The 21,108-nt window shown below is 65.2% G+C and carries 20 protein-coding genes; 7 read left to right on the top strand and 13 right to left on the bottom strand.

The window, feature by feature from the left end:
* Positions 1 to 27: 27 nt before the first annotated feature.
* From XH84_RS19530 to ubiE, 7 genes are all read right to left on the bottom strand, one after another.
* Positions 28 to 345, bottom strand: coding sequence for a PilZ domain-containing protein (locus XH84_RS19530; RefSeq protein WP_128921197.1), 318 nt, complete (start codon positions 343 to 345; stop codon positions 28 to 30).
* A 77-nt stretch (positions 346 to 422) separates the two neighbouring features.
* Positions 423 to 1,943, bottom strand: a complete 1,521-nt coding sequence (gene tsaE, locus XH84_RS19525; protein WP_128921198.1) for a tRNA (adenosine(37)-N6)-threonylcarbamoyltransferase complex ATPase subunit type 1 TsaE — start codon at positions 1,941 to 1,943, stop codon at positions 423 to 425.
* Complete coding sequence (locus XH84_RS19520; RefSeq protein ID WP_128921199.1) at positions 1,940 to 4,444, bottom strand: sensor histidine kinase; 2,505 nt, start codon at positions 4,442 to 4,444, stop codon at positions 1,940 to 1,942. The genes tsaE and XH84_RS19520 overlap by 4 nt, the downstream gene beginning before the upstream one ends.
* 190 nt (positions 4,445 to 4,634) lie before the next feature.
* Positions 4,635 to 5,093: a dUTP diphosphatase gene (gene dut, locus XH84_RS19515; protein WP_128921200.1), complete on the bottom strand. Its 459-nt coding sequence runs from the start codon at positions 5,091 to 5,093 to the stop codon at positions 4,635 to 4,637.
* Positions 5,090 to 6,541: a bifunctional phosphopantothenoylcysteine decarboxylase/phosphopantothenate--cysteine ligase CoaBC gene (gene coaBC / locus XH84_RS19510; RefSeq protein WP_128921201.1), complete on the bottom strand. Its 1,452-nt coding sequence runs from the start codon at positions 6,539 to 6,541 to the stop codon at positions 5,090 to 5,092. The genes dut and coaBC overlap by 4 nt, the downstream gene beginning before the upstream one ends.
* Positions 6,542 to 6,597: 56 nt before the next feature.
* The gene (gene ubiB, locus XH84_RS19505) at positions 6,598 to 8,172 is read right to left on the bottom strand and encodes a 2-polyprenylphenol 6-hydroxylase (RefSeq protein ID WP_128921202.1); all 1,575 of its coding nucleotides are present in this window, start codon (positions 8,170 to 8,172) and stop codon (positions 6,598 to 6,600) included.
* Complete coding sequence (ubiE, locus tag XH84_RS19500) at positions 8,169 to 8,930, bottom strand: bifunctional demethylmenaquinone methyltransferase/2-methoxy-6-polyprenyl-1,4-benzoquinol methylase UbiE (protein ID WP_128921203.1); 762 nt, start codon at positions 8,928 to 8,930, stop codon at positions 8,169 to 8,171. The genes ubiB and ubiE overlap by 4 nt, the downstream gene beginning before the upstream one ends.
* Before the next feature lie 81 nt (positions 8,931 to 9,011).
* Here ubiE and mutM point away from each other — a divergent pair, with 81 nt between their 5' ends.
* Together mutM and XH84_RS19490 are read left to right on the top strand one after the other, a co-directional pair.
* On the top strand, positions 9,012 to 9,902 hold the full coding sequence (gene mutM, locus XH84_RS19495; protein ID WP_128921204.1) for a bifunctional DNA-formamidopyrimidine glycosylase/DNA-(apurinic or apyrimidinic site) lyase: 891 nt from the start codon (positions 9,012 to 9,014) through the stop codon (positions 9,900 to 9,902).
* Positions 9,903 to 9,908: 6 nt separating this feature from the next.
* Complete coding sequence (locus tag XH84_RS19490; RefSeq protein WP_128921205.1) at positions 9,909 to 10,475, top strand: GNAT family N-acetyltransferase; 567 nt, start codon at positions 9,909 to 9,911, stop codon at positions 10,473 to 10,475.
* An 11-nt stretch (positions 10,476 to 10,486) separates the two neighbouring features.
* Here the strand turns inward: XH84_RS19490 and XH84_RS39885 are convergent, their stop codons facing one another.
* The gene (locus XH84_RS39885) at positions 10,487 to 10,675 is read right to left on the bottom strand and encodes a transposase (protein WP_164936480.1); all 189 of its coding nucleotides are present in this window, start codon (positions 10,673 to 10,675) and stop codon (positions 10,487 to 10,489) included.
* Positions 10,676 to 10,893: 218 nt separating this feature from the next.
* On the bottom strand, positions 10,894 to 11,637 hold the full coding sequence (locus XH84_RS19480) for a ParA family protein (protein ID WP_128921207.1): 744 nt from the start codon (positions 11,635 to 11,637) through the stop codon (positions 10,894 to 10,896).
* Positions 11,638 to 11,874: 237 nt separating this feature from the next.
* On the opposite strand from XH84_RS19480, the gene ggt reads away from it, so the two are divergent.
* Entirely contained in the window at positions 11,875 to 13,554 is a 1,680-nt protein-coding gene (gene ggt / locus XH84_RS19475) for a gamma-glutamyltransferase (protein WP_128921208.1), read from the top strand.
* Positions 13,555 to 13,560: 6 nt separating this feature from the next.
* On the opposite strand, the gene XH84_RS19470 is transcribed toward ggt, so the two are convergent.
* Positions 13,561 to 14,073 carry a hypothetical protein gene (locus XH84_RS19470; protein ID WP_128921209.1) on the bottom strand — a complete coding sequence of 171 codons (513 nt, stop codon included), beginning with the start codon at positions 14,071 to 14,073 and terminating at the stop codon, positions 13,561 to 13,563.
* 1 nt (position 14,074) lies between these two features.
* Entirely contained in the window at positions 14,075 to 15,433 is a 1,359-nt protein-coding gene (locus XH84_RS19465; protein ID WP_164936481.1) for a peptidoglycan-binding protein, read from the bottom strand.
* Between the two features lie 121 nt (positions 15,434 to 15,554).
* Between XH84_RS19465 and XH84_RS19460 the strand changes: the two genes are divergently transcribed.
* Positions 15,555 to 16,358, top strand: a complete 804-nt coding sequence (locus tag XH84_RS19460) for a HesA/MoeB/ThiF family protein (protein ID WP_128921210.1) — start codon at positions 15,555 to 15,557, stop codon at positions 16,356 to 16,358.
* Positions 16,359 to 16,370: 12 nt separating this feature from the next.
* Here XH84_RS19460 and XH84_RS19455 read toward each other — a convergent pair whose 3' ends face one another.
* Positions 16,371 to 17,372 carry a 2-hydroxyacid dehydrogenase gene (locus XH84_RS19455; RefSeq protein WP_128921211.1) on the bottom strand — a complete coding sequence of 334 codons (1,002 nt, stop codon included), beginning with the start codon at positions 17,370 to 17,372 and terminating at the stop codon, positions 16,371 to 16,373.
* 324 nt (positions 17,373 to 17,696) lie between these two features.
* Here XH84_RS19455 and XH84_RS19450 point away from each other — a divergent pair, with 324 nt between their 5' ends.
* Complete coding sequence (locus XH84_RS19450) at positions 17,697 to 18,227, top strand: SH3 domain-containing protein (RefSeq protein WP_128921212.1); 531 nt, start codon at positions 17,697 to 17,699, stop codon at positions 18,225 to 18,227.
* A gap of 159 nt (positions 18,228 to 18,386) precedes the next feature.
* On the opposite strand, the gene irrA is transcribed toward XH84_RS19450, so the two are convergent.
* Complete coding sequence (gene irrA / locus XH84_RS19445; protein WP_008131763.1) at positions 18,387 to 18,878, bottom strand: iron response transcriptional regulator IrrA; 492 nt, start codon at positions 18,876 to 18,878, stop codon at positions 18,387 to 18,389.
* A gap of 352 nt (positions 18,879 to 19,230) precedes the next feature.
* On the opposite strand from irrA, the gene fabA reads away from it, so the two are divergent.
* Positions 19,231 to 19,752 carry a bifunctional 3-hydroxydecanoyl-ACP dehydratase/trans-2-decenoyl-ACP isomerase gene (gene fabA, locus XH84_RS19440; RefSeq protein WP_128921241.1) on the top strand — a complete coding sequence of 174 codons (522 nt, stop codon included), beginning with the start codon at positions 19,231 to 19,233 and terminating at the stop codon, positions 19,750 to 19,752.
* 51 nt (positions 19,753 to 19,803) lie between these two features.
* Positions 19,804 to 21,027 carry a beta-ketoacyl-ACP synthase I gene (gene fabB, locus XH84_RS19435; RefSeq protein ID WP_128921213.1) on the top strand — a complete coding sequence of 408 codons (1,224 nt, stop codon included), beginning with the start codon at positions 19,804 to 19,806 and terminating at the stop codon, positions 21,025 to 21,027.
* The last annotated feature ends 81 nt before the right edge of the window (positions 21,028 to 21,108 follow it).

The following is a 21,108-nucleotide window of genomic DNA, read 5'->3' as shown; positions in this document are numbered from 1 at the left end:
GTGACGGTTGTACGACGGGTGTTGCCGTCATGCCCCGACGGCTGTGGAACGGACCTTTTTCTTCTTGTCACCCACTTTCAGGAAATTGACACCGATCTGGTCGCCATTGACCCAGGCAAGCTCGCAGCGCCGGTAGGCCAGTCCGGTGGACGACAGCAGCAGAAAGAACTCTTTCAGGTGGAGGCCTTCGACCGAGCCGTCGATGGTCAGCTTGGCGCCGCTATCGGAGACGTCCTCCATGGTGCATTCGCGCCGCCAGGTCCCGTCGATTCCCATCATCTGGGCCGGAATCCCGCGCTCGAAAATAACCCTGCTATTTCCGCGCTGATCCGTTTTCGCCGCCATCTGCCTTGCTCCAGCCCCGTAAATGATCCGGCTGCCTCGCCGCCAGAATAGCGACATCTTGGCTAACGGCCGGTAAATCAGCCTTGAGGGGGTGGGACGTTGGCGAGATACCAGTCACGCAAGGAGCCCAGCGCGGGATGGGCCAGCGAGCGCTGGAGATAGGTCCAGATCCGGGGCTGGTGCCGCAGATAATGCGGCTTGCCGTCGCGGCGGTTGAGCCGGGCGAAGGTGCCGAGCAGGCGCGTGTTCCGCTGTGCCGACATGATCGCGTAGAGCTCGGCGAAGCCGGCCGGATCGAAGCCGGCATCGCCCGCGCGCCGCGCCTTGATGTAACGCGACAGCAGCGTCAGCTCGAGACTTTCGGGCACGTCGATGCGGGCGTCCTGGAGCAGCGACACCACGTCGTAGGATTGCGGACCGAGCACGGCGTCCTGGAAATCAATGACGCCGACGCGCTCGATGCCGGTGCGATTGCCGAGCCAGATCAAATTGGGCGAGTGATAGTCGCGGATGATCCACGTCCTCGGCGCGGCGAGCGGCTTCTTCAAGAGCTCGCGCCACATCGCAAAAAATTCCGCGCGCTTCTCGTCGGCCAACGGTGCGTTGCGGTCGGGCAGATACCATTCCGGCATCAACCCGATCTCGATCAGCATCGCTTCGATGTCGAAGACGGGAATGGCGTAGGTCTGCCCGTCTAGCGGCAGCGTCTCCGGCAGCGTCTTGCCGTGCAGCGCCGCCAGCAATTCGGTTGCGGCCTCATAGCGCTCGGCGATCGGGCGTGGCGGATCGCCTTCGATCACGCCTTCGCTGCCGAAATCTTCAGAGATCAGAAAGCCATGTTCGAGGTCGAAATGGTGGATCGCGGGCGCCGAGATCCCCTGCGCACGCAGGCCTTCGTCGATGGCGACGAAGGGCCTGACGTTCTCGGCGAGGTGCACCGCGGCGCTGTAGGATTTTCCGTTGTAGAGAGCAGCGCCATCTGGGCGTTGCGGAAAGTTCATGAGGATGACGATCTCGTCGTTGCGCAACAGCCGCGCATAGGAGCGGGTCGAGGCATCGCCGGCCATGCGCCGACGCGTCGCGTCGATATAGCCGGATGCGGCGAGGAACTCGCGCAGCGCCTTCAGCCGCGCGACTTGCGCGGCACCCTTGCCGTAACCGGTGACGTCGGCCGCGCGTGCGTTCGAGCCCAGCGCCGGCCGGTGCGTCAGCGCGATGTCGATGCGGTCTTGCGGCATCGCCGATGGTGCGCGCTCCGGCCATTCAATCAGGACCAGCATGGCATCGGGCAGCGGCGACAGCCCGATCTCCTCGAGCTCGCTCTCGTCCTCGACGCGGTAGAGATCGGCATGCAGCACCGGGAAGGGCGGCAGCTCGTAGCCCTGCACCAGCGTGAAGGTCGGGCTCGGCACCTCCAGTTCCTCGTCGCCGGCGAGGTAGCGGATCAGCGCGCGGGCGGCGGCGGTCTTGCCGGCGCCGAGATCGCCGGTGAGTGTGATGACGTCGCCGGGACCGACCAGCAGCGCGAGATCGGCCATCAATTGTGCGGTGGCCGTCTCGTTGTGAAGCGCGACGGAGAGTTTGGTGGGTTCTGTCATTCGGCGGCGTCGCGATGCGCCGCCTGGTCGGTCGGGAAATCGCAGATCACGACCGTGCCCCGGCCGACGATCGAATCCACCCGCACCTTGCCGCCATGCAGCTCGACGAAGGAGCGCACCAGCGACAGGCCGAGCCCGGCGCCGCGGTGACGCGAGCCCTGCGAGCGGCTTTCGAACCAGTTGAACACCTTGTCCTTCATGTCGGCAGGTATTCCAGGCCCGGAATCTGTCACGGTGAAGACCACGCTGCGTTCGGTGCGCCGCGCGCTGATGCCAACGGTGGAATCCTGTGGAGAAAACCCGACGGCGTTGGCGAGGAGGTTATAGAGCACCTGCACCACGCGCTTCTCGTCGCCGACGAAGCTGCCGACATCGGGCGCGATCTCGACCTTGAGGCGGATGCGGTCGGTGGCGAGCCGGTCCTGGATGCCCTCGGCGGCGAGCTCGATGGTCTTGCTGACGTCGACCGGCCCGAGTTCCAGCTTCATCGCGCCGGCGTCGATGGTGGCGAGATCGAGGATGTTATTGGTGAGCGCCAAGAGCGCGTTGGTCGATTTGGTGACGTAGTCGAGATATTCGGCCTGTTTCGGCGTCAGCGGCCCGGTCGAGGGATCGCTGAGGAAATGCGCGAAGCCGATGATGGTGGTGAGCGGCGAGCGCAGCTCGTAGGAGACGTGGTGGACGAAATCCACCTTCATCTGGTCGGCGGCCTCCAGCGCCTCGTTGCGCTCGCGCAGCGCGCGCTCGACGTTCTCGGTGTCGGTGATGTCCTGGAACGTCAGCATGGTCGCGCCGTCGTGCAGCGGGCGGATCATGCCGTCGAGCACGCTGCCGTCCTTGCGCTCCAGCTTGAGCGGCACGTCGGCGCGGTTTTCGATCGAGGTGATGGCCTCGCGAATCTGGCGCCAGACCGCGGGGTCGTCGAACAGCTGATGACACCAGCCTTCCACCGTCTGGATGTGCGGCTCGTCGCGCATGGCATCGCTCGACAGCTTCCACATCCGGACGAAGGCCGGGTTGAACAGCTGCGCCTTGCCGTTGCTGCCGAACACCGCGACGCCCTCGGCGAGGCTGTCCAGCGTCTCGCGCTGGACGCGGATCAGGCCGTCGAAGCGGCGGGCGAGGTCGAGGCTCTCGGTGACGTCGTCGAACAGATAGGTGACGCCGCCTTCCGGGTTCGGGGTGGTGACGACCGAGAGCGCGCGGCCGTCGGGCAGATACCAGGTTTCCTTCGCGGTCTCGACCGCGCGATAGGCCTCGTGCAGCTTGGCCTTCCAGGCCCGGAAGTCCGGCTGCTCCGGCAGCTTGCGCGCGGCGCGGAGCTGGTCGAGCACGCTGGAATCGTCGGGGTTGGCGTCGAGGAAGCTGCGGTCGAGGTCCCACAGCCGGCGGTAGGAATCGTTGTAGAAGGCCAGGCGCCGCTGGCCGTCGAACACGGCAACGCCGGAGGAAAGCTGGTCGAGCGTGCGGCGATGCGCCTCCGCCATCCGCACCAGCGCCGCGCTGAGCCCATCCGCCTCGCTGGCATCGATGGCGACGCCGACGCTGCCGCTGCCGACATTGACGGCACGCACGTCGTAAATACGGCGCTCGCCGCCGATCACGATCGGCAGCCGCGCGTTGAAATTGGCCGCGTCCTTCAGGCCCCGCTCCATCGCGGTGCGGTCGGCGCTGTCGAGCAGCTCGAGCTTGCGCTCCTGCGCGTCGGTGACGCTGTTCGCCTCGGTCGCACGGACATAGGCCGGGTTGGCGTAGGTCAGCGCGCCGTTCTCGCCCTTGGCCCAGATCGGCCAGGGTGCGGCGGCGGCAAACCCGCGCAGCATCTCGGTCTCGTCGGAGAGCGCGTTGTAGCGCAGATTGGTCTCGGCGAGCTCGCGCCGCAGCCCCGAGAGCTCGCGAATCCGGACGATGGCCTGGCCGCCGATGGCGCGGCCGATCGCTTCCAGCGTATGGCCATGCGCGGTGGTCAGTGTGAGCTGGAATCCGTCGCCGCGGTCACGCAGCGCGTCGACCGCGTGGTCCATCTGCAGCGCGGGTTCCGGCGGCAGCCAGGTTCCGAATGCGAGCACGCGTTGCGGGGAAGAATCCCGCGGCAGCACCATGGAGATGTCGCCGGAGATCTGGGCGCGATTATCGCCGGCCGGCCAGGAGATCAGAATCTGCGGCTCGGCGAACAGCAGCGCACCGAAGCGATCGGCCTGCAGCTGCAGTTCCCCGATCCGGGCGTGCAACCGCGCCTCGTTCTTCGCCGTGCGCACCCGCGTGCGCATCAACAGGATCGCGGCCATCACCGAGAAGCCGAGCAGGGCCAGCGCGGTGGCGAGCACCGCGAGTTCCTGCCGGTTGAAATCCAGCATGATGGAGAGGGTGTCGATGAGGTCGGCGGCCTCAGCCGGCGCAGCCGGCAGCAGCGCTGCAAGAGCGCCTCCCAACAAGCCGTTGCGCGCAAGCGATGTGCACGACAACAGCGTCCGACGCATCGACACGATCACGCCTGACATAGTTGCCCCAAGACCGCACGAATCTACGCGCGGCGACCCCCGTCGCGCGCGAATCAAAAGACAATACCCTCACCGTGACTCCGCCGGTAAGAGTCCAGATCGTGAACGTAAAGGCGGCTCCAAAAAAATGCAGGCTGTGGTGTTCCAACGCACGTAGTTCTTCGGATGATTCGGCTGGGATTGCCGTGTGTTAGCGGCCGGTCGAGCCGAAGCCGCCGGCGCCGCGATCGGTTGCCGACAAGATGGCGACGGGAACCAGCGCGGCCTGCACCACGGGCGCGATCACCATCTGGGCGATGCGTTCGCCGCGCTTGATCACGAACGGTGTCGCGCCGTGATTGATCAGGATCACCTTGATCTCGCCGCGATAGTCCGCGTCGATCGTGCCCGGCGAGTTCAGCACGGTGACGCCGTGCTTGGCCGCAAGTCCCGAGCGCGGCCGTACCTGCGCCTCGTGCCCGGGCGGCAAGGCGATCGCAAGCCCGGTCGGCACCAGCGCATATTGGCCGGGCGCGAGCGTCAATGGCGCGCTGTCCGGCACCGCCGCCATCAAATCGAGCCCGGCGGCCTCTGTGGTCTGATAGGCCGGCAGCGGCAGGCCGTCGGCATGAGACAGTTGCTGCAGTTCGACGGTGACCTTCGTGCTCAAGATGCCGGCTCCACGGATTTGCCGCTCACGCTTTTTGCGACATGCGCGACCAGTTCGATCGCGACCTGTTCCTTGGTCATCACCGGCCAGGAATCAACTGCAATCTCGCCGTCCTTCTCACCATTCTTGCGGCTTATCAGATGCACGGTGTTGCGGTCGCCGCCCATCACGCCGGTGGCGGGCGAGACGTCGTTGGCGACGATCCAGTCGCAGCCCTTGCGGGCCAGCTTGGACTTGGCGTTGTCGATGAGGTGCTCGGTCTCCGCGGCAAAGCCGATCACCAGCGGCGGACGCTTGTCGGTCAGCTTGGCGATCGTCGCGAGAATGTCGGGGTTCTCGACCAGCTGCAGCGGCGGCATGCCGGCGGAAGTCTTCTTCAGCTTCTGCTCACCTTCATTGGCAACGCGCCAATCGGCGACCGCGGCGGCGAAGATCGCGATGTCGGCGGGCAGTGCGGCCTGCACCTGCTCCAGCATCTGCCGGGCCGATTCGACATGCTTCACCGTAACGCCGGTGGGATCGTCGAGATCAACCGGGCCGCTCACCAGGATCACCTCGGCGCCGGCGGCCTGCGCGGCCGCGGCAATCGCAAAACCCTGCTTGCCCGAGGATCGGTTGGCGATGTAGCGCACCGGATCGATCGGCTCGTGCGTGGGGCCTGCGGTGATCAGCACGCGCTTGCCGGCGAGCGGCTTTGGCACCGGCGGCCGCAGCAGGCGCTCGGCGGCACTGGCGATCTCGATCGCCTCCGACATGCGGCCAACACCGGCCTCGCCCGTCTCCGCCATCTCGCCGGAATTGGGCCCGATCAGCACCACGCCGTCGCGCTGAAGCTGCGTGACATTGCGGCGCGTGGCCGCATTGGTCCACATCAGCGGGTTCATCGCCGGTGCCAGCAGCACCTTGCGATTGGTCGCGAGCAGGATGGCGCTGGCGAGATCGTCGGCATGACCATTGGCCATCTTCGCCATCAGATCGGCGGTGGCCGGCGCCACCACGATCAGGTCGCAGTCGCGCGCGAGACGGATGTGTCCGGCGTCGAACTCGCTCTGCGGATCGAACAGATCGGTGTAGACGCGCTCATGGGACAGCGCGCTCACCGCCAGTGGCGTGACGAATTGCTGTGCCGCCTTGGTCAGCACGCAGCGGACCTCGATGCGCCGCTCCTTCAGCCGGCGGATCAGGTCGAGCGATTTATAGGCGGCGATGCCGCCGCCGATGATCAGGGTGACGCTGGCCTCGGGAACGGCGCCGGTGCGCTGGGGCGTCGGGGCGGTGGATGGGGCTGGCGGCGCCGAAAACGGCGTCAGCGGCTCCTCGCGGCCCTCGATTAGCTCCCGCAGGATGACCCGGACCTCTTCCTCGACCGACCTGTGGTTCTTGGCCGAGCGCAGCCGCAAATAGGTTTTGACGCCCTCGTCGAGCTTACGGATGGTCAGGCTTGCCACGGCGCCCTCCAGCACGAAATGATAGCGATGCTATCATTCGAATGATTGCAATGCAATCACAAATTCCGGACGGCTATCAGGATCCCGATGAAGGTCGCGGCGATGATCCAGAGCGCGATGGTCCGCCAACGGTTCTTGCGGCCCTCGCTGCGACCCATCGCGGCGATGCTCTCCGGCGACAGCCTGATGCCCTCCCGCGTCATGGTTTCGAGCTGCTCGAGCACCTTCACCGACCGCTCGGCGATCTCCGGCAGGCGCATCAGCACCCGCGCGACGTCCCCGGTTCCGGCGAGCGCGCCCTGCACCCGGCCGATCGGACCGAGATTGCGCTCGATCCATTCGCGCACCACGGGATCGGCGACCTTCCAGATGTCGAGCCTGGGATCGAAGCCGCGCGCCACGCCTTCGACCACGACCATGGTCTTCTGCAGCAGGATCAGCTCGGGCCGCGTCCTCATGTCGAACAGGCCGGTGACCTCGAGCAGCAGCGTCAAGAGCCGCGCCATCGAGATCTCTTCCGCCGTGCGGTTGTGGATCGGCTCGCCGATGGCGCGGATCGCTTGCGCGAAATTCTCGACCGAGTGATGCGCGGGCACGTAGCCCGCCTCGAAATGCACCTCGGCGACGCGGCGATAATCGCGGGTGATGAAGCCGAGCAGGATTTCGGCGAGGAAGCGCCGCTCCTTCATGCCGAGCCGGCCCATGATGCCGAAATCGACCGCGACGAGACGGCCGGCGTCATCGAGGAACAGATTGCCCGGATGCATGTCGGCGTGGAAGAAGCCGTCGCGCAGCGCGTGGCGCAGAAAACTCTGGATCACCTTGCGGCCGAGATCGGGTAAATCGACCTGTGCCTCTTCCAGGCGCTTGTGATCGTTCAGCGCGATGCCGTCGATCCACTCCATCGTCAGCACGTTGTGCGTGGTGCGGTCCCAGTCGACCGCGGGCACGCGGAAGTCGGGGTCGTCGCGCGTGTTCTCCGCCATCTCCGACAGCGCAGCCGCCTCCAGCCGCAGGTCCATCTCCATGGCGACCGAGCGCGACATGGTGTTGATGACTTCGATGAGGCGCAGCCGCCGCGCTTCCGCCGAGTAGGTCTCGGCCTTGTATGCGACGAAGAAGAAGTCGGCGAGATCGCGGCGGAAACGCGCGGCAACATTCGGCCGGAGCACCTTGACCGCGACCGACTTGCTGATGCCGTCGCGCAAGACCTCGCCGCGATGGACCTGCGCGATCGAGGCAGCCGCGACCGGAGGGCCGAAGCTCACGAACACGTCCTTCAGCGGCCGCTCCAGCGATATCGCGATGGCGGCCTCGGCTTCGTCCTGCGGAAACGGCGGCAGACGATCCTGGAGGCTTTCGAGGTCGCGGGCCATGATGACGCCGACGACGTCGGGGCGCGTGGCCAGGAATTGCCCGAGCTTGAGATAGGCGGGGCCCATCCGCGTCAGCGCGCGAGATATCCGCGGGCCGTGCTTGACGCCGCGGCGTTCGACGAGACGCGCCAGCTTCAGCGCGAGCTGTCCCGGCGGCGGCACCAGGCTCGGATCGACCGAGCCGAACACGCCCTCGCGGGCAAACACGAACGCGGCGCGGATCAGGCGCGAAATGTGGGTGAAGGCAGAGATCACAAACGCCAGCCCGAATGCAGTGCGACGATGCCGCCGGACAATGTCTGCCAGCTCACGCGGGAAAAGCCGGCGTCGCGGATCATGTCCGCGAAGGCGGCAGGCTTCGGAAACTTGCGGATCGATTCGACGAGATATTGATAGGATTCGGCATCGCCCGTAACCATGCGCCCGAGCGGCGGAATCACCTTGAACGAGAACAGATCATAGAGCTTGTCGAGCCCGGGCATCTCGACGGTGGAGAATTCCAGGCAGAGGAAGCGGCTGCCGGGCTTGAGCACGCGATAGGCTTCGCGCAGCGCCAGATCGATCCGCGGCACGTTGCGAATGCCGAAAGCGATCGTATAAGCGTCGAAGCTGCGATCGGCGAAGCCGAGCGCTTCGGCATTGCCTTCGACGAAATCGACCCGGGTTTCGAGATGCCGTTTGACGGCGCGCTCGCGGCCCACCGCCAGCATGTCGGCGTTGATGTCGCAGACAGTGGCATGGAAGCCCGCACCTGCGGCCTTGGCGGCGCGGAACGAGATGTCGCCGGTGCCGCCGGCAACGTCGAGCAGTGCGAACGGCCGATCGCTCCTGGGCGGATCGAGCGCCGTGATCATGATGTCCTTCCAGACCCGGTGCAGGCCGCCGGACATCAGGTCGTTCATTAAATCATAGCGCGACGCCACGCTGTGAAACACGTCGTTCACCAGCGTCTGCTTGTCCCCGAGGGGAACGTCCTTGAAGCCAAAATGCGTGGTTTCGCCCGGCCGATCCATTACTCTACTCCACTGGGCGGACCATAGCGCGCCCGCCGCAATGGCGCTATCACACCGCCCTCATAAGGTGAATGCCTGACCATGCCTGAATTGCCCGAAGTCGAGACCGTCCGCCGCGGCCTTCAGCCCGTCATGGAGGGCGCGAAAATCCTTGTCGCGGAGGCTCGCCGGCCAGACCTGCGTTTTCCGTTCCAGCCGGACTTCGTGGCCCGGCTCCAGGGGCAGGTCGTCACGGGGCTCGGCCGCCGGGCAAAATATCTCATGGCCGATCTCGCCTCCGGCGATGTGCTCTTGATGCATCTGGGCATGTCGGGCTCGTTCCGCGTCATCAAGCCGGACAACGACGCCGTGCCTGGCGAGTTTCACTACCCGCGGGGGAAGGATACCGTGCACGACCACGTGCTGTTTCGGATGTCCTCCGGTGCCGACATCGTCTTCAACGATCCGCGCCGCTTCGGTTACATGAAAGTGATCGCGCGCAATACGCTCGAAGATGAGCCGTTGCTGCGTGGGCTCGGTCCCGAGCCGCTCGGCAACGAGTTCGACGCCGCGATGCTGGCGCGGTCCTGCGAAGGCAAGACAACGAGCCTGAAGGCGGCCCTGCTCGACCAGCGCGTGGTCGCCGGACTCGGCAACATCTATGTCTGCGAGGCGCTGCATCGCTCGCATCTGTCGCCGCGCCGGATCGCCGCGACGCTCGCGACCAAGGGCGTCGGCGGGGGCGAGCCGACCGATCATGCGAAGAGGCTGGTCAGCTCAATTCACACCGTGCTGAACGATGCCATCAAGGCCGGCGGCTCCAGCTTGCGCGACCATCGCCAGACCTCGGGCGAACTCGGCTACTTCCAGCACTCGTTCAAGGTCTATGACCGCGAGGGCGAGAAATGTACGACACCGCGCTGCGGTGGCACGATCAAGCGGTTCACGCAGAACGGCCGGTCGACCTTCTGGTGTCCGAAATGTCAGAAATAGCTGCCCATGCAGACGCCGCAGCTTGAAACCGAACGGCTGATCCTGCGTCCGCTCGCACTCTCCGACGTGCCGGCGATCCAGCGCCATTTCGACAATTGGAATATCATCCGGCATCTCTCCACTGTCGTGCCCTGGCCGTATCCGGCGGACGGCGCCGAAACTTTCGTCAGGACGCAGCTCGACAAGGTCTCAGCCGGCCAGGAAATCCGTCTCTGGGTGCTGGTGCTTAGGGGCGGTGACGGCGAAGCGATCGGAAACATCCATCTTCGGCCGCGCGCCGAAGGCCTGAAAGGCAATCGCGGCTTTTGGCTGGCAGAGCCTTACTGGCGCCGCGGATTGATGACGGAAGCGATCATCGCCGTAAACGATTTTGCGTTCCTGACACTCGGCCTCGATCATTTCTACGTCTGCAATGCCGCAACCAACGAAGCCTCGCGGCGAGTCAAGCAGAAGACCGGCGCGGAGTTCGTCGGCTTCATCGAGCTGCCACATCACGGAGGGCAGTCGAAGGCCGAGAAATGGATCGTGCGGCGTGAGGCCTGGTTGCGAGGGCGCGAAGCGCATTCTCGGTGAGAGTTACTTCGTCATTGCGAGCGCAGCGAGGCAATCCAGGCTGCCACCGTGCTCCGCTCCTTCACCCATCGGCTGAGCAGGGAGCCGTCAAGCCCGAGCTCCTTCGATACCGACTTCGCCGAGCGACCACTCGACAAAGCCAGATCAACCGCCTGTCGCTTGTACTCGTCCGAATAGGACCGACGCCGCCGTTTCGCCATCTGACACCTCTCGCTGCCTAAGCTATAGGTGTCCACCGATTTAGGGGAGGTCCAACTCTGGATTGCTTCGTCGCAAGGGCTCCTCGCAATGACGAGCGGATAAAGCATTCCGTAAAAACGTGAAGCGAAGCAATCCGACCGGGCCGGTGGCTGGATTGCATCGTCGCTGGGCACTTCCGGATGGCGAAGGGCCGACCTCCGTCTGAGCGATCGTCCGCTCAGGACGCCAGTGTCGTGGTGTCGTCCGTCGAAAGATCGGCGGCGACATGCAGCATGCCGTCTGCAACCGCCATCACCTGGTCGATCGGGACATTGGTCGTGGCTTCAAGCTCGAGCCGGGTCTCGATCCAGCGCCAGAGGCCGTGGATCTCGTCCGCAGATTTGCCGTTCGGCGCGAATTCGCTCACCGCAAGACCGCGCGCGAGCGAATCCTGGTGATCATTGCGCATCACGATCAGCGGGCGCGCGAGCACCTCTGCGAGATCGAGCGAAGCTTCCTCGGCGAGCGCGCCCGCGGCATTGTCGATGCGCTGGCCGCGGATCGGCGTCTGGTTGAGCACAAAGCTGTAGGTCCGCTTCCAGGCGCGCGCGACGTTGAGCGTCGAGGCCGTCGCCTCGATGTCGGCGACGCTCGGGCGGGCCGGGATCAGGCAGAGATCGGAATGACGGATCGCAGCGGTGGTGGCGGCGGACAGGCCTGCCGCGGTGTCGACGATCGCGAGCTGCAGGCCGCTGTCAGCCAGCATCTTCAGGCGCGGCTCGATGTCGGCGGCATGGTAGATCGGCTCGACGACGAGATCATCGGCGGTGCGGCGGCGCTGCCAGTTCGACAGGGTGCCCTGCGGGTCGGTCTCGATCAGGCGGACGGTGAAGCCGGCCTGCTTGGCCGCGAGCGCGAGGCCGATAGCGAGCGTGCTCTTGCCGCTGCCACCCTTTTGGGTGGCCAGTACGATCGTGTGCATTTGAAGTTCAATCCTTTGGAGTGCCTGGGTCAGGAATACGCCACGCGAACGTGCATCGATCTCGATGCCGAGCTCTTCTCGCTCAGGACGTGCCGGCCCGATCCAAAGGGGATCGCGGAGGTCCGAATCAACGGCAACGATGATGGCGGAATAGCGAATGCCAGCTAATCCGTACCATTACTGGACCAGTAGTCGCACGTATGATGTGCTCGCTGCGGTGAACGGAAAGGGCAGGCGATGAGCGGCAACTGGCGCGACCGGACAACAACCACCTTTGACTGCCAGAAGATGCCGGCGGTCTCAAGCCGCGGCATGGTGGTCAGCAACCATCCCTTGGCCTCCAGCGCCGGCGCCGAGATGCTGGCCGCCGGCGGCAACGCCATCGATGCGGCGATCGCGACCCTGTTCACGCTGACCGTGGTCGAGCCGATGATGGTCGGCATCATCGGCGGCGGCATGGCGCATATCCGGCTGGCCGACGGCAGCCATCGCTTCATCGACGGCCAGAGCACCGCGCCCTCGGCCGTTCGCGACACCACCTACACGTCGAAGCCCGGCTCGGCGCATGACGTGTTCGACACCGTCGGCAACGAGAACCTCAACGGTCCGAAGGCCGTCGCGGTGCCGGGCTCGCTAAAGGCCTGGTGCGAGACCCTGCACCGGTTTGGCACCATGAGCCTCGCCGACGTGATGCAGCCCGCGATCAAACATGCAGCCCGCGGCTATGCGGCGACGCCGTACCTCCACGAGTGCATCAGCGAGTGCGCTGACGAGATGCGCAAGGACCGGACGATCGCGGCGATCTTCTTGCCTGGCGGGGAGCCGCTGAAGGTCGGCGAGCGCGTGGTGCAGGCCGAATATGCCGACACGCTGCGCACCATCGCCGATCACGGCGAGAAGGCGCTCTACGAGGGATCCCTCGGCGATATCCTGGTCGACTACATGGAGAAGTCCGGCGGCTTCATCCGTCGCAACGATCTCACCGGTTACAAGACCGTCGAGCGGCAGCCGATCCGTGCCGATTATCGCGGCTGGACCATCCTCGGCCCGCCGCCGCCCGCCGCGTCCGGCGTTCACATCGCGCAGATGCTCAACATTCTGGAGGGCTACGACATCGGCGCCCTCGGCTTCGGCACGTCAGAGACGATCCACTATCTCGCCGAGGTGCTGAAGATCGCCTTCGCCGACCGCGCCGCGGCCAGCGGCGATCCTGACTATGTTGGCGTTCCCGTGGAAAAGCTGACCTCGAAAGCCTATGCCGAGGAGCGCCGCCGCGCCATCGACCCAGCGCGGGCGCAGACGTGGGGCGCCGGCGTGTCGCAGCTCGAAGGCGCGCACACCACGCACATGACGGCGGCAGACGCTTTCGGAAACGTGGTCGCGACCACGCAGACCATCAACAATTTGTTCGGCGCCAAGATCATGATCCCGGGCTTGGGGGCCATCGCCAACAACTACATGAATCTATTCGATCCGCGGCCGGGCCACGCGCTCTCGCTGGCACCGGGCAAGCGTGTCACCACCTCGATGTCGCCGATGATGGCGTTAAAGGGCGGCAAGCTGCGCTATGCGCTCGGCTTGCCGGGGGGCAAGCGCATCTTCCCGAGCGCGATGCAGGCACTGGTCAATCTGATCGACCACGGCATGAGCCTGCAGGAGGCCGTCGAGGCGCCCAGGGTCTGGACCGAGGGCAACGCGCTCGAGGTCGAGCAGACGGTGCCGGAGAATGTGCGCGCGAAGCTGACCGGGCTCGGCCACACGGTGCTGCCCGTTGCGACCGTCGCCGGCGGCATGAACGGGATCGCCTTCCACGACGACGGCACCATGACCGGCGCCGCCTGCTGGCGCGCCGACGGTACGCCGGTCGGCATTTCGGGCGGCCTTGCGGGGAGCGGGATCAGGTTCAGGCTCGCCTGACGGCTCTCATTTTTGTGCTCCGCTGCCCGCGAGGTCGGCAGCGGCGCGCGCAACAAGGTCGGTGGCGGTCGCATTGGTCTGGAGCGATCGGATCTTGACGTCGATCGTGATCAACTTCCATTCGCCCTCCGACATGGCGTAGTCCAGCGCGTAGCTCAGCCGCGATGGAGCCGTGTCGAAATGGCCGCGCAACAATAGCGCGCCGTTCTCGCCGATCCTGGGCTCTTCCGTGGTCACAATCGGCATGCCGGCAATGGCGTCGATGTGATGTCCGGCAAAGGTCGCGAATGCCTGCTTCAGCGTGGCGGCTGAAAAGCGTTCGCGAAAGGGTCTCGCCATTTTTGCATAGAGGACATCGTAGTTGCCGGTGAGATTGGCGTCGTTGAGCGACAGCAGCGCCACCTTCACCATTACCTCCTCCACTTTCGGCGTTGGCAGCGCCGGCGATTGTGCCCAAGCCGAAAAGCTCAGCAGCGCAGTCGCTGCCGTCGCGGAAAGAGGGATGAGACGCCGCAACATGCTATTTCCGAACGCAGATGACACGGACGACGGCAGATTTAGCATCCGTCGACGTGCCGTTCGCCGCGACACCGTTCGCCTTCAGGAAATCGCGCACCGCATCGGCAGACACCATCACCGCCTGCGAGGCCGGCACCGATATCGCAGGTCCTGCCACCATTGCCGGCTTCAACAGCGCAATGCCGGCGAACTTGCCGTCGCCATCGATCGCCGGAGCACCGGAAAATCCGACCGCCGGCGGCGAGGACAGCACGGAATCGCTGCTCGGGACCGGCGCCAATGCAGCCTTGACGATCGACACGCCGCCTGCGCCGCCCTGGCTCTGCGGATCGGCGATACCGACGATATCGACACTCGTCTTCGCTGCGCCACCGGCAAGGCTGAGCGGCTTCAGGCCGCGTGCGCCGTAGATGTGCAGGAGCGCAAGACCATGCTCCTTGTCCTCGGCAAGGCGATCGGCACTACCGTGACCGGCGATGGTGATCGCAAGACAGCTGTCGGTGACGAGGCGGTCGGCAACGATCGCGCCATCGTCGCTGACGACGAGGCCGGTGCCGTATTCGACGGTCTTGCGCGGCGGCGGCCCGGCCTGCGGTCCCGGCGGGAACGGATTGAAGGCACTCGACATCGCGATCACGACCGGCTCGACCGTGTTCTCCGTCGCCTGGTCGTAGAGGATCGTCATGGTGCGGACCTCGTCGCCCTTGAAGGTGCCGCGGACGTAAAACTTCTTCAGGCCCTGCAAGCCCGACAGCACGAAGAAGTCGGGCTTCACCACGGTGTAGTCCACCTTGCGCCCGGACGGCCCCTTCTCCAGCTCCGCGAGTTTTGCCGCGGTCGGGTTCGCTTCCTTGCGGCGGCTGAGCTGCACCTGCACGGTCCCAGTCGGCGAGGTCCATTTCGAGCCGTTGGCGTCGCTCGTCTGCTGCGGCACCAGTTTCGAGGGGATGCCCAGCCGGGCGCCGCTGGTCGGCTCCGTCACGATCTTCCAGCCGACGCTGTCCTGCTTCTTTCGCGCCGTCTCTGCGAGCGCGGCGCGCTCCTGCGGATTGAGCACGCCGGTCGGCTTGCCGCCCTTGGCCTTCTGGTATTCCTTGATGGCGTTGACCATGCGCTCACTGACGTCGCCGGTGATGGCGCCGTTGTACTGGCCGACCCAGGCGAGGTCGGATTGCAGCGCCAGCCGCTCGGCTTTTGCCATGGCATCCGCCGTCGCCGACGGCGTCTGCATCGCGGGAGGGTGGATCGGCACGGTCTGGACCGTCTTCGGCTTGGTGCCGGGGATCTGCGGCGTCGTCATCTGGGCGTTCGCAGCCGTGGCAGCCGCAAACATCAAGGTTGCCGCAAGCATCGATCTCATGACAAATCCAACCAGCCCATTGAACGCAGTGCCATTGAAGCACATCTCGTTGGTCGCGAACAATATTGGGGTGGTTCAGGTGTTGGCTCCTCACCATGAGGAGTGAGAGGAACGAAAGACGATGCTGGGCCCGGACGAACTCGAACGCTATGCCCGCCATATCGTGCTGCGCGATGTCGGTGGTCCCGGCCAGGCCGCGCTGAAGCGGTCCTCCGTGCTGGTGATCGGCGCCGGCGGCCTCGGCGCGCCCGCTCTGATGTATCTCGCCGCTGCCGGCGTGGGCACGCTCGGCGTGGTCGATGACGACGTGGTGTCGCTGTCCAATTTGCAGCGCCAGGTCATCCACGCCACGCCCGACATCGGCCGGCACAAGGTCGAGAGCGCCGCCGAACGGATCGCGGCGCTCAATCCGCATGTCCGCTTCGTCGGCCACGCCACCTGGCTGAATGCCGACAATGCGCTCAGCCTGATCGGCGACTACGATCTCGTACTCGACGGCTCCGACAATTTTTCGACGCGCTATCTGGCCTCGGACGCCTGCTTCTTCGCCAAGCGGCCGCTGATCACCGCGGCGCTCGGTACCTTCGACGGTTCGCTTACGACCATCCGCGCGCATGAGAGGAACGAGCAGGGCGAATTCAACCCGACCTATCGCTGCCTGTTTCCGGAAGCGCCGCCGCCCGGCACCGTGCCGGCCTGTGCCGAAGCCGGCGTGATGGGGGCGCTGGCGGGAGTGCTCGGCTCGATGATGGCGCTGGAAGCGATCCGCGAGATCGTCGGTTTCGGCGACGGCCTGGTCGGCCGCCTCCTGATGATCGATGCGCGCGCGATGCGCTTCGAGACGCTGCGCTACGCGCGTGATCCGGCCAATCCGCTCAACGGCGACGGGCCTGTGGTCGCCGACCTCAGCGCCCATCGCACCTGAGCGTCGCGGCGATCAGAGCATGCTTGGCAGCACGCGATCCGGCGGCTTGTGGGCGTCGAGGAAGGTGCGGATGTTGATGATCACCTTCTCGCCCATCTCGACGCGGCCTTCGATCGTGGCTGAACCCATATGCGGCATCAACGTCACCTTGCCGGCCTTGGCGAGCCGCACCAGCTTCGGGTTGACGGCGGGCTCGTGCTCGTAGACGTCGAGCCCGGCGCCGGCGATCTCGCCGCCTTCGATCAGCTTGATCAGCGTGTCCTCGTCGGTGACCTCGCCGCGCGCGGTGTTGACGATATAGGCGTCCTTGCGGATCAGCTTCAGCCGCCGCGCCGAGAGCAAATGATAAGTCGCCGGCGTGTGCGGGCAGTTCACCGAGATGATGTCCATCCGCGCCAGCATCTGGTCGAGGCTTTCCCAATAAGTCGCGCCAAGCTCTTCAGCGATGACAGGCGCGACGGGACGGCGGTTGTGATAGTGGATCTGCAGGCCGAAGGCGCGGGCGCGACGCGCGACCGCCTGGCCGATGCGGCCCATGCCGATGATGCCGAGGCGCTTGCCGCCGATGCGGTGGCCCAGCATCCAGGTCGGCGACCAGCCCGCCCAGGGTTTTCCCTCGGTCAGGATCGAGGCGCCTTCGATCATTCGCCTGGGCACGGCGAGGATCAGCGCCATAGTCATGTCGGCGGTGTCCTCGGTGAGAACCTTCGGCGTGTTGGTGACGGTGATGCCGCGGGCGTGGGCGGCCTGGACGTCGATATTGTCGACGCCGTTGCCGAAATTGGCGATCAGCCGCAGCTTGCAGTCGGGCTGGTTGACGATGTCGGCGCTGATATGGTCGGTGACCGTCGGAACCAGCACGTCGGCGGTGCGCGCGGCTTCGGCGAGCTGTTCGGTGGACATCGGCGTGTCATCGAGATTGATCCGCGCGTCGAACAATTCGCGCATGCGCGTCTCGATCGAATCCGGCAGCTTGCGCGTCACGACGACGAGGGGCTTTTTCTTCACCGACATGTCCTGCTCTCATGAGGCGTCGCAGGCCGCCTCTGTCGCCAAAGGCTGGTCGTTGAGGCCTCATTAACCCGGTTGTTCGACACTGCCCTTGCCGTGTCCGTCCCCGGCGTTTCCTTCAAGCTCTCCCGAGATTTCCGGCCGGAAAATCGGGGCAAACTGGTTGTTCAAGTGCCCGTCCTCTCTAGCAGAAGGCCGGGCCAAGACAAGAACCACGGGCGAGGCTTGGGGAACACCCGCGTGGGGCGGGTCGGGATCTGCGCGGCAGGGTTTGGAATTTCGGGGTGAGGGTCCGGCAAGGCCGGGTCCTCGACAGGAGACGGGTTGATGGCGTTGGGGCGTTTTTGTTCGGTGATGGCGCTCGTTTGCACCTGGTGGAGCGCCTCGGTCGGTCCCTCGCATTCGGCCAAGGATAATACCCCGCAGACCGCCAGCGGCCTGCCGGTGCCGCGTTACGTCAGCCTCAAGTCGGATCACGTCAATGTTCGCGCCGGCCCGACCAAGGACAATGACGTGGCCTGGGTCTATACCCGCGCGGGCCTGCCGGTCGAAATTACCGCTGAGTTCGAGAATTGGCGCCGGGTGCGCGATTCCGAGGGCGCCGAGGGCTGGGTCTATCACTCGCTGCTGTCGGGCCGCCGCACCGCGGTAGTCACCATGAAGCACAAGGACGATCTCGCCCCGATTTACGATCGCGCCGATCCCGACAGTGCAGTTGCAGCAAGGCTCCAGGCCGGCGTCGTCACCCAGGTGAAGAAGTGCGCCGCAAACTGGTGCCGCGTCACCGGCAACGGCTTCGACGGCTGGATCCAGCAGGAACGACTCTGGGGCGTGTATTCGGACGAGCAGGTGAATTGACGCGAAGCGTCATCCCGCGATGGTGCGAAGCACCAGACCTCAGGTGCGCGAGCGTGCACCATAGTTCGGTGCTGCGCACCGCCCCCGGAATGACCCCGTAAAACGACAATGGCCGGGACAAGCCCGGCCATGACGTCTCAGTTCGATTTCAGGACGATCTCAGCGCTTCTTGCGCAGCCGCACGACCATGTCGATGCGCGCGATCTCGTAACCCTCGGGCACCTCCGGCATCTTGGACAGCGCCAGATGCGGATCCTCGATGTCCACCAGCTCATGGCTGTTCTCGAGGTAGTAATGGTGGTGGGTGGTGACGTTGGTGTCGAAATAGGTCTTGGTGCCGTCGACGCTGACCTGTCGGAGCAAGCCGGCATCCGTCAGCTGGTTCAGCGTGTTGTAGACGGTCGCCAGCGACACCGGGACCTTGGCCAGGGTCGCTTCCTCGTACAGCATTTCAGCCGTCAGGTGGCGTGCCCCCTTGCCGAACAATAGCCAGCCCAGCGCCATGCGCTGGCGCGTCGGACGGAGCCCGGCGGACTGGAGCATTTCGTTGACGTCGTGCCAGGGGCAGCCGGTCAAAGCCGGCTGGCGGCCGGACAAGAGGGCCGCGGCGTGGACGTCGTCGTCGTGATGGGGCGCGGTATTCTCGCTCATTTCCAGATTTCGGGCACGCGTGAACAATATCTCTCCGCAATATAAGAACAGAAAGATGCAGATGCAAGTTTCTCGCAACTAGAGAGGTTCTAATCAAGCTTGGAACCCGGCCGGGATCGCGTCATTTTACCTTCATGGATGCACTTTGCCACCCGAATGGCCTGTGTTAGAGAGCGCGCGGTTCCGCTTAGCCGATTTTGGCGCAGCCGGGCACGGAAGCCCGGCCGGCAGTCCATCCGGGACATGCGGGAGCCGCGCCTGACGGTGGCAATTGGCGTTGCTCTCCGACCGAGACGGGGCCCATTTTCGCCAAAAAACGCCGCTCAACCGGAATTCAAACAGAGGCTCGTCCATGCTGAACAGGCGCAACGGTTACGAATACGAAGATCTGCTGGCCTGTGCCCGCGGCGAGATGTTCGGCCCGGGCAATGCCCAGCTGCCGTTGCCGCCGATGCTGATGTTCGATCGCATCACCGACATCAACGAGGATGGCGGCGAATTCGGCAAGGGGCTAGTGCGGGCCGAGCTCGACGTGAAGCCCGACCTCTGGTTCTTCGGTTGCCATTTCAAGAATGATCCGGTGATGCCCGGCTGCCTCGGCCTCGACGCGCTGTGGCAAATGGTCGGCTTCTATCTGGGCTGGACCGGGGGCGAAGGTCGTGGTCGCGCGCTCGGCCTGAACGAGCTGAAGTTCAGCGGCCAGGTGCTGCCCGAGGCGCGCAAGGTTGTGTACAACGTCGATATCAAACGCGTGATGCGTTCAAAGCTGGTGCTCGGTATCGCCGACGGGTGGCTTTCGGTCGACGAGCAGATTATTTATCGCGCCAAGGACCTGAAGGTCGGTCTGTTCAAGCAGGGCACGAGCCTGGGCTAACGCGCATCACCACGAAGAGAACGAGAAGACAACGAGCAGGGCGAGGCTGTCATGAGGCGGGTTGTGGTCACCGGGATGGGTATCGTCTCGTCGATCGGAAACAACACCCAGGAAGTGCTTGCGAGCCTTCACGAGGCGAAGTCGGGCATTTCTCGGGCTGAGAAATATGCCGAGCTCGGCTTTCGTTCGCAGGTGCAAGGCGCGCCGTCGCTCGATCCTGCGACCGTGGTCGACCGCCGCGCCATGCGTTTCCTCGGTCAGGGCGCGGCGTGGAATCATGTCGCGATGGAGCAGGCGATTCAGGACTCCGGCCTGTCGCCTGACGAAGTTTCCAACATCCGCACCGGCATCATCATGGGCTCTGGCGGTCCATCCGCCCGCACCATCGTCGAGGCCGCCGACATCACCCGCACCAAGGGACCGAAGCGCGTCGGACCGTTTGCAGTGCCGAAGGCGATGTCGTCCACGGCCTCCGCGACGCTTGCGACCTGGTTCAAGATCAAGGGCGTGAACTACTCGATCTCCTCGGCCTGCGCGACGTCGAATCATTGCGTCGGCAATGCCTATGAGACGATCCAGATCGGCAAGCAGGACGTCATCTTCGCCGGCGGCTGCGAGGAGCTGGACTGGTCGCTGTCGGTGCTGTTCGACGCCATGGGCGCGATGTCCTCGAAGTACAACGACACGCCCGCCACGGCCTCGCGTCCCTACGACGTCAACCGCGACGGCTTCGTCATCGCCGGCGGCGCCGGCGTGCTGGTGCTGGAAGAGCTCGAGCATGCCAAGGCGCGCGGCGCCCGTATTTACGGCGAGATCGTCGGCTACGGCGCGACCTCGGACGGCTACGACATGGTCGCGCCGTCAGGCGAAGGCGCCGAGCGCTGCATGCGCATGGCGATGTCGACTGTGAAGACCAAGGTCGACTACATCAATCCGCACGCGACCTCGACGCCGGCCGGCGATCCTCCGGAGATCGACGCGCTTCGTCGGGTGTTCGGCAGCGGCGAGAAGTGCCCGCCGATCTCGGCGACCAAGGCGCTGACCGGCCACTCGCTGGGAGCCACCGGCGTGCAGGAGGCGATCTACTCGCTGCTGATGATGAACAACGGCTTCATCTGCGAAAGCGCCCACATCCAGGAGCTCGATCCTGTTTTCGCCGACATGCCGATCGTGCGCAAGCGCATCGACAACGTCAAGATCGGCACCGTGCTGTCGAATTCCTTCGGCTTCGGCGGCACCAACGCCACGCTGGTGTTCAGCCGGATGGATGTGTGAGGCCTTGCGTACGAACTGGTAGTTTCTTCGTCATGGCCGGGCTCGTCCCGCCTGCGCGGCCGAAGCCGCACCGGCGAGGCG

It is taken from the genome of Bradyrhizobium nanningense (assembly GCF_004114535.1).
GTDB lineage: Bacteria > Pseudomonadota > Alphaproteobacteria > Rhizobiales > Xanthobacteraceae > Bradyrhizobium > Bradyrhizobium nanningense.
This window is presented reverse-complemented; position numbering and strand designations above follow the sequence as displayed.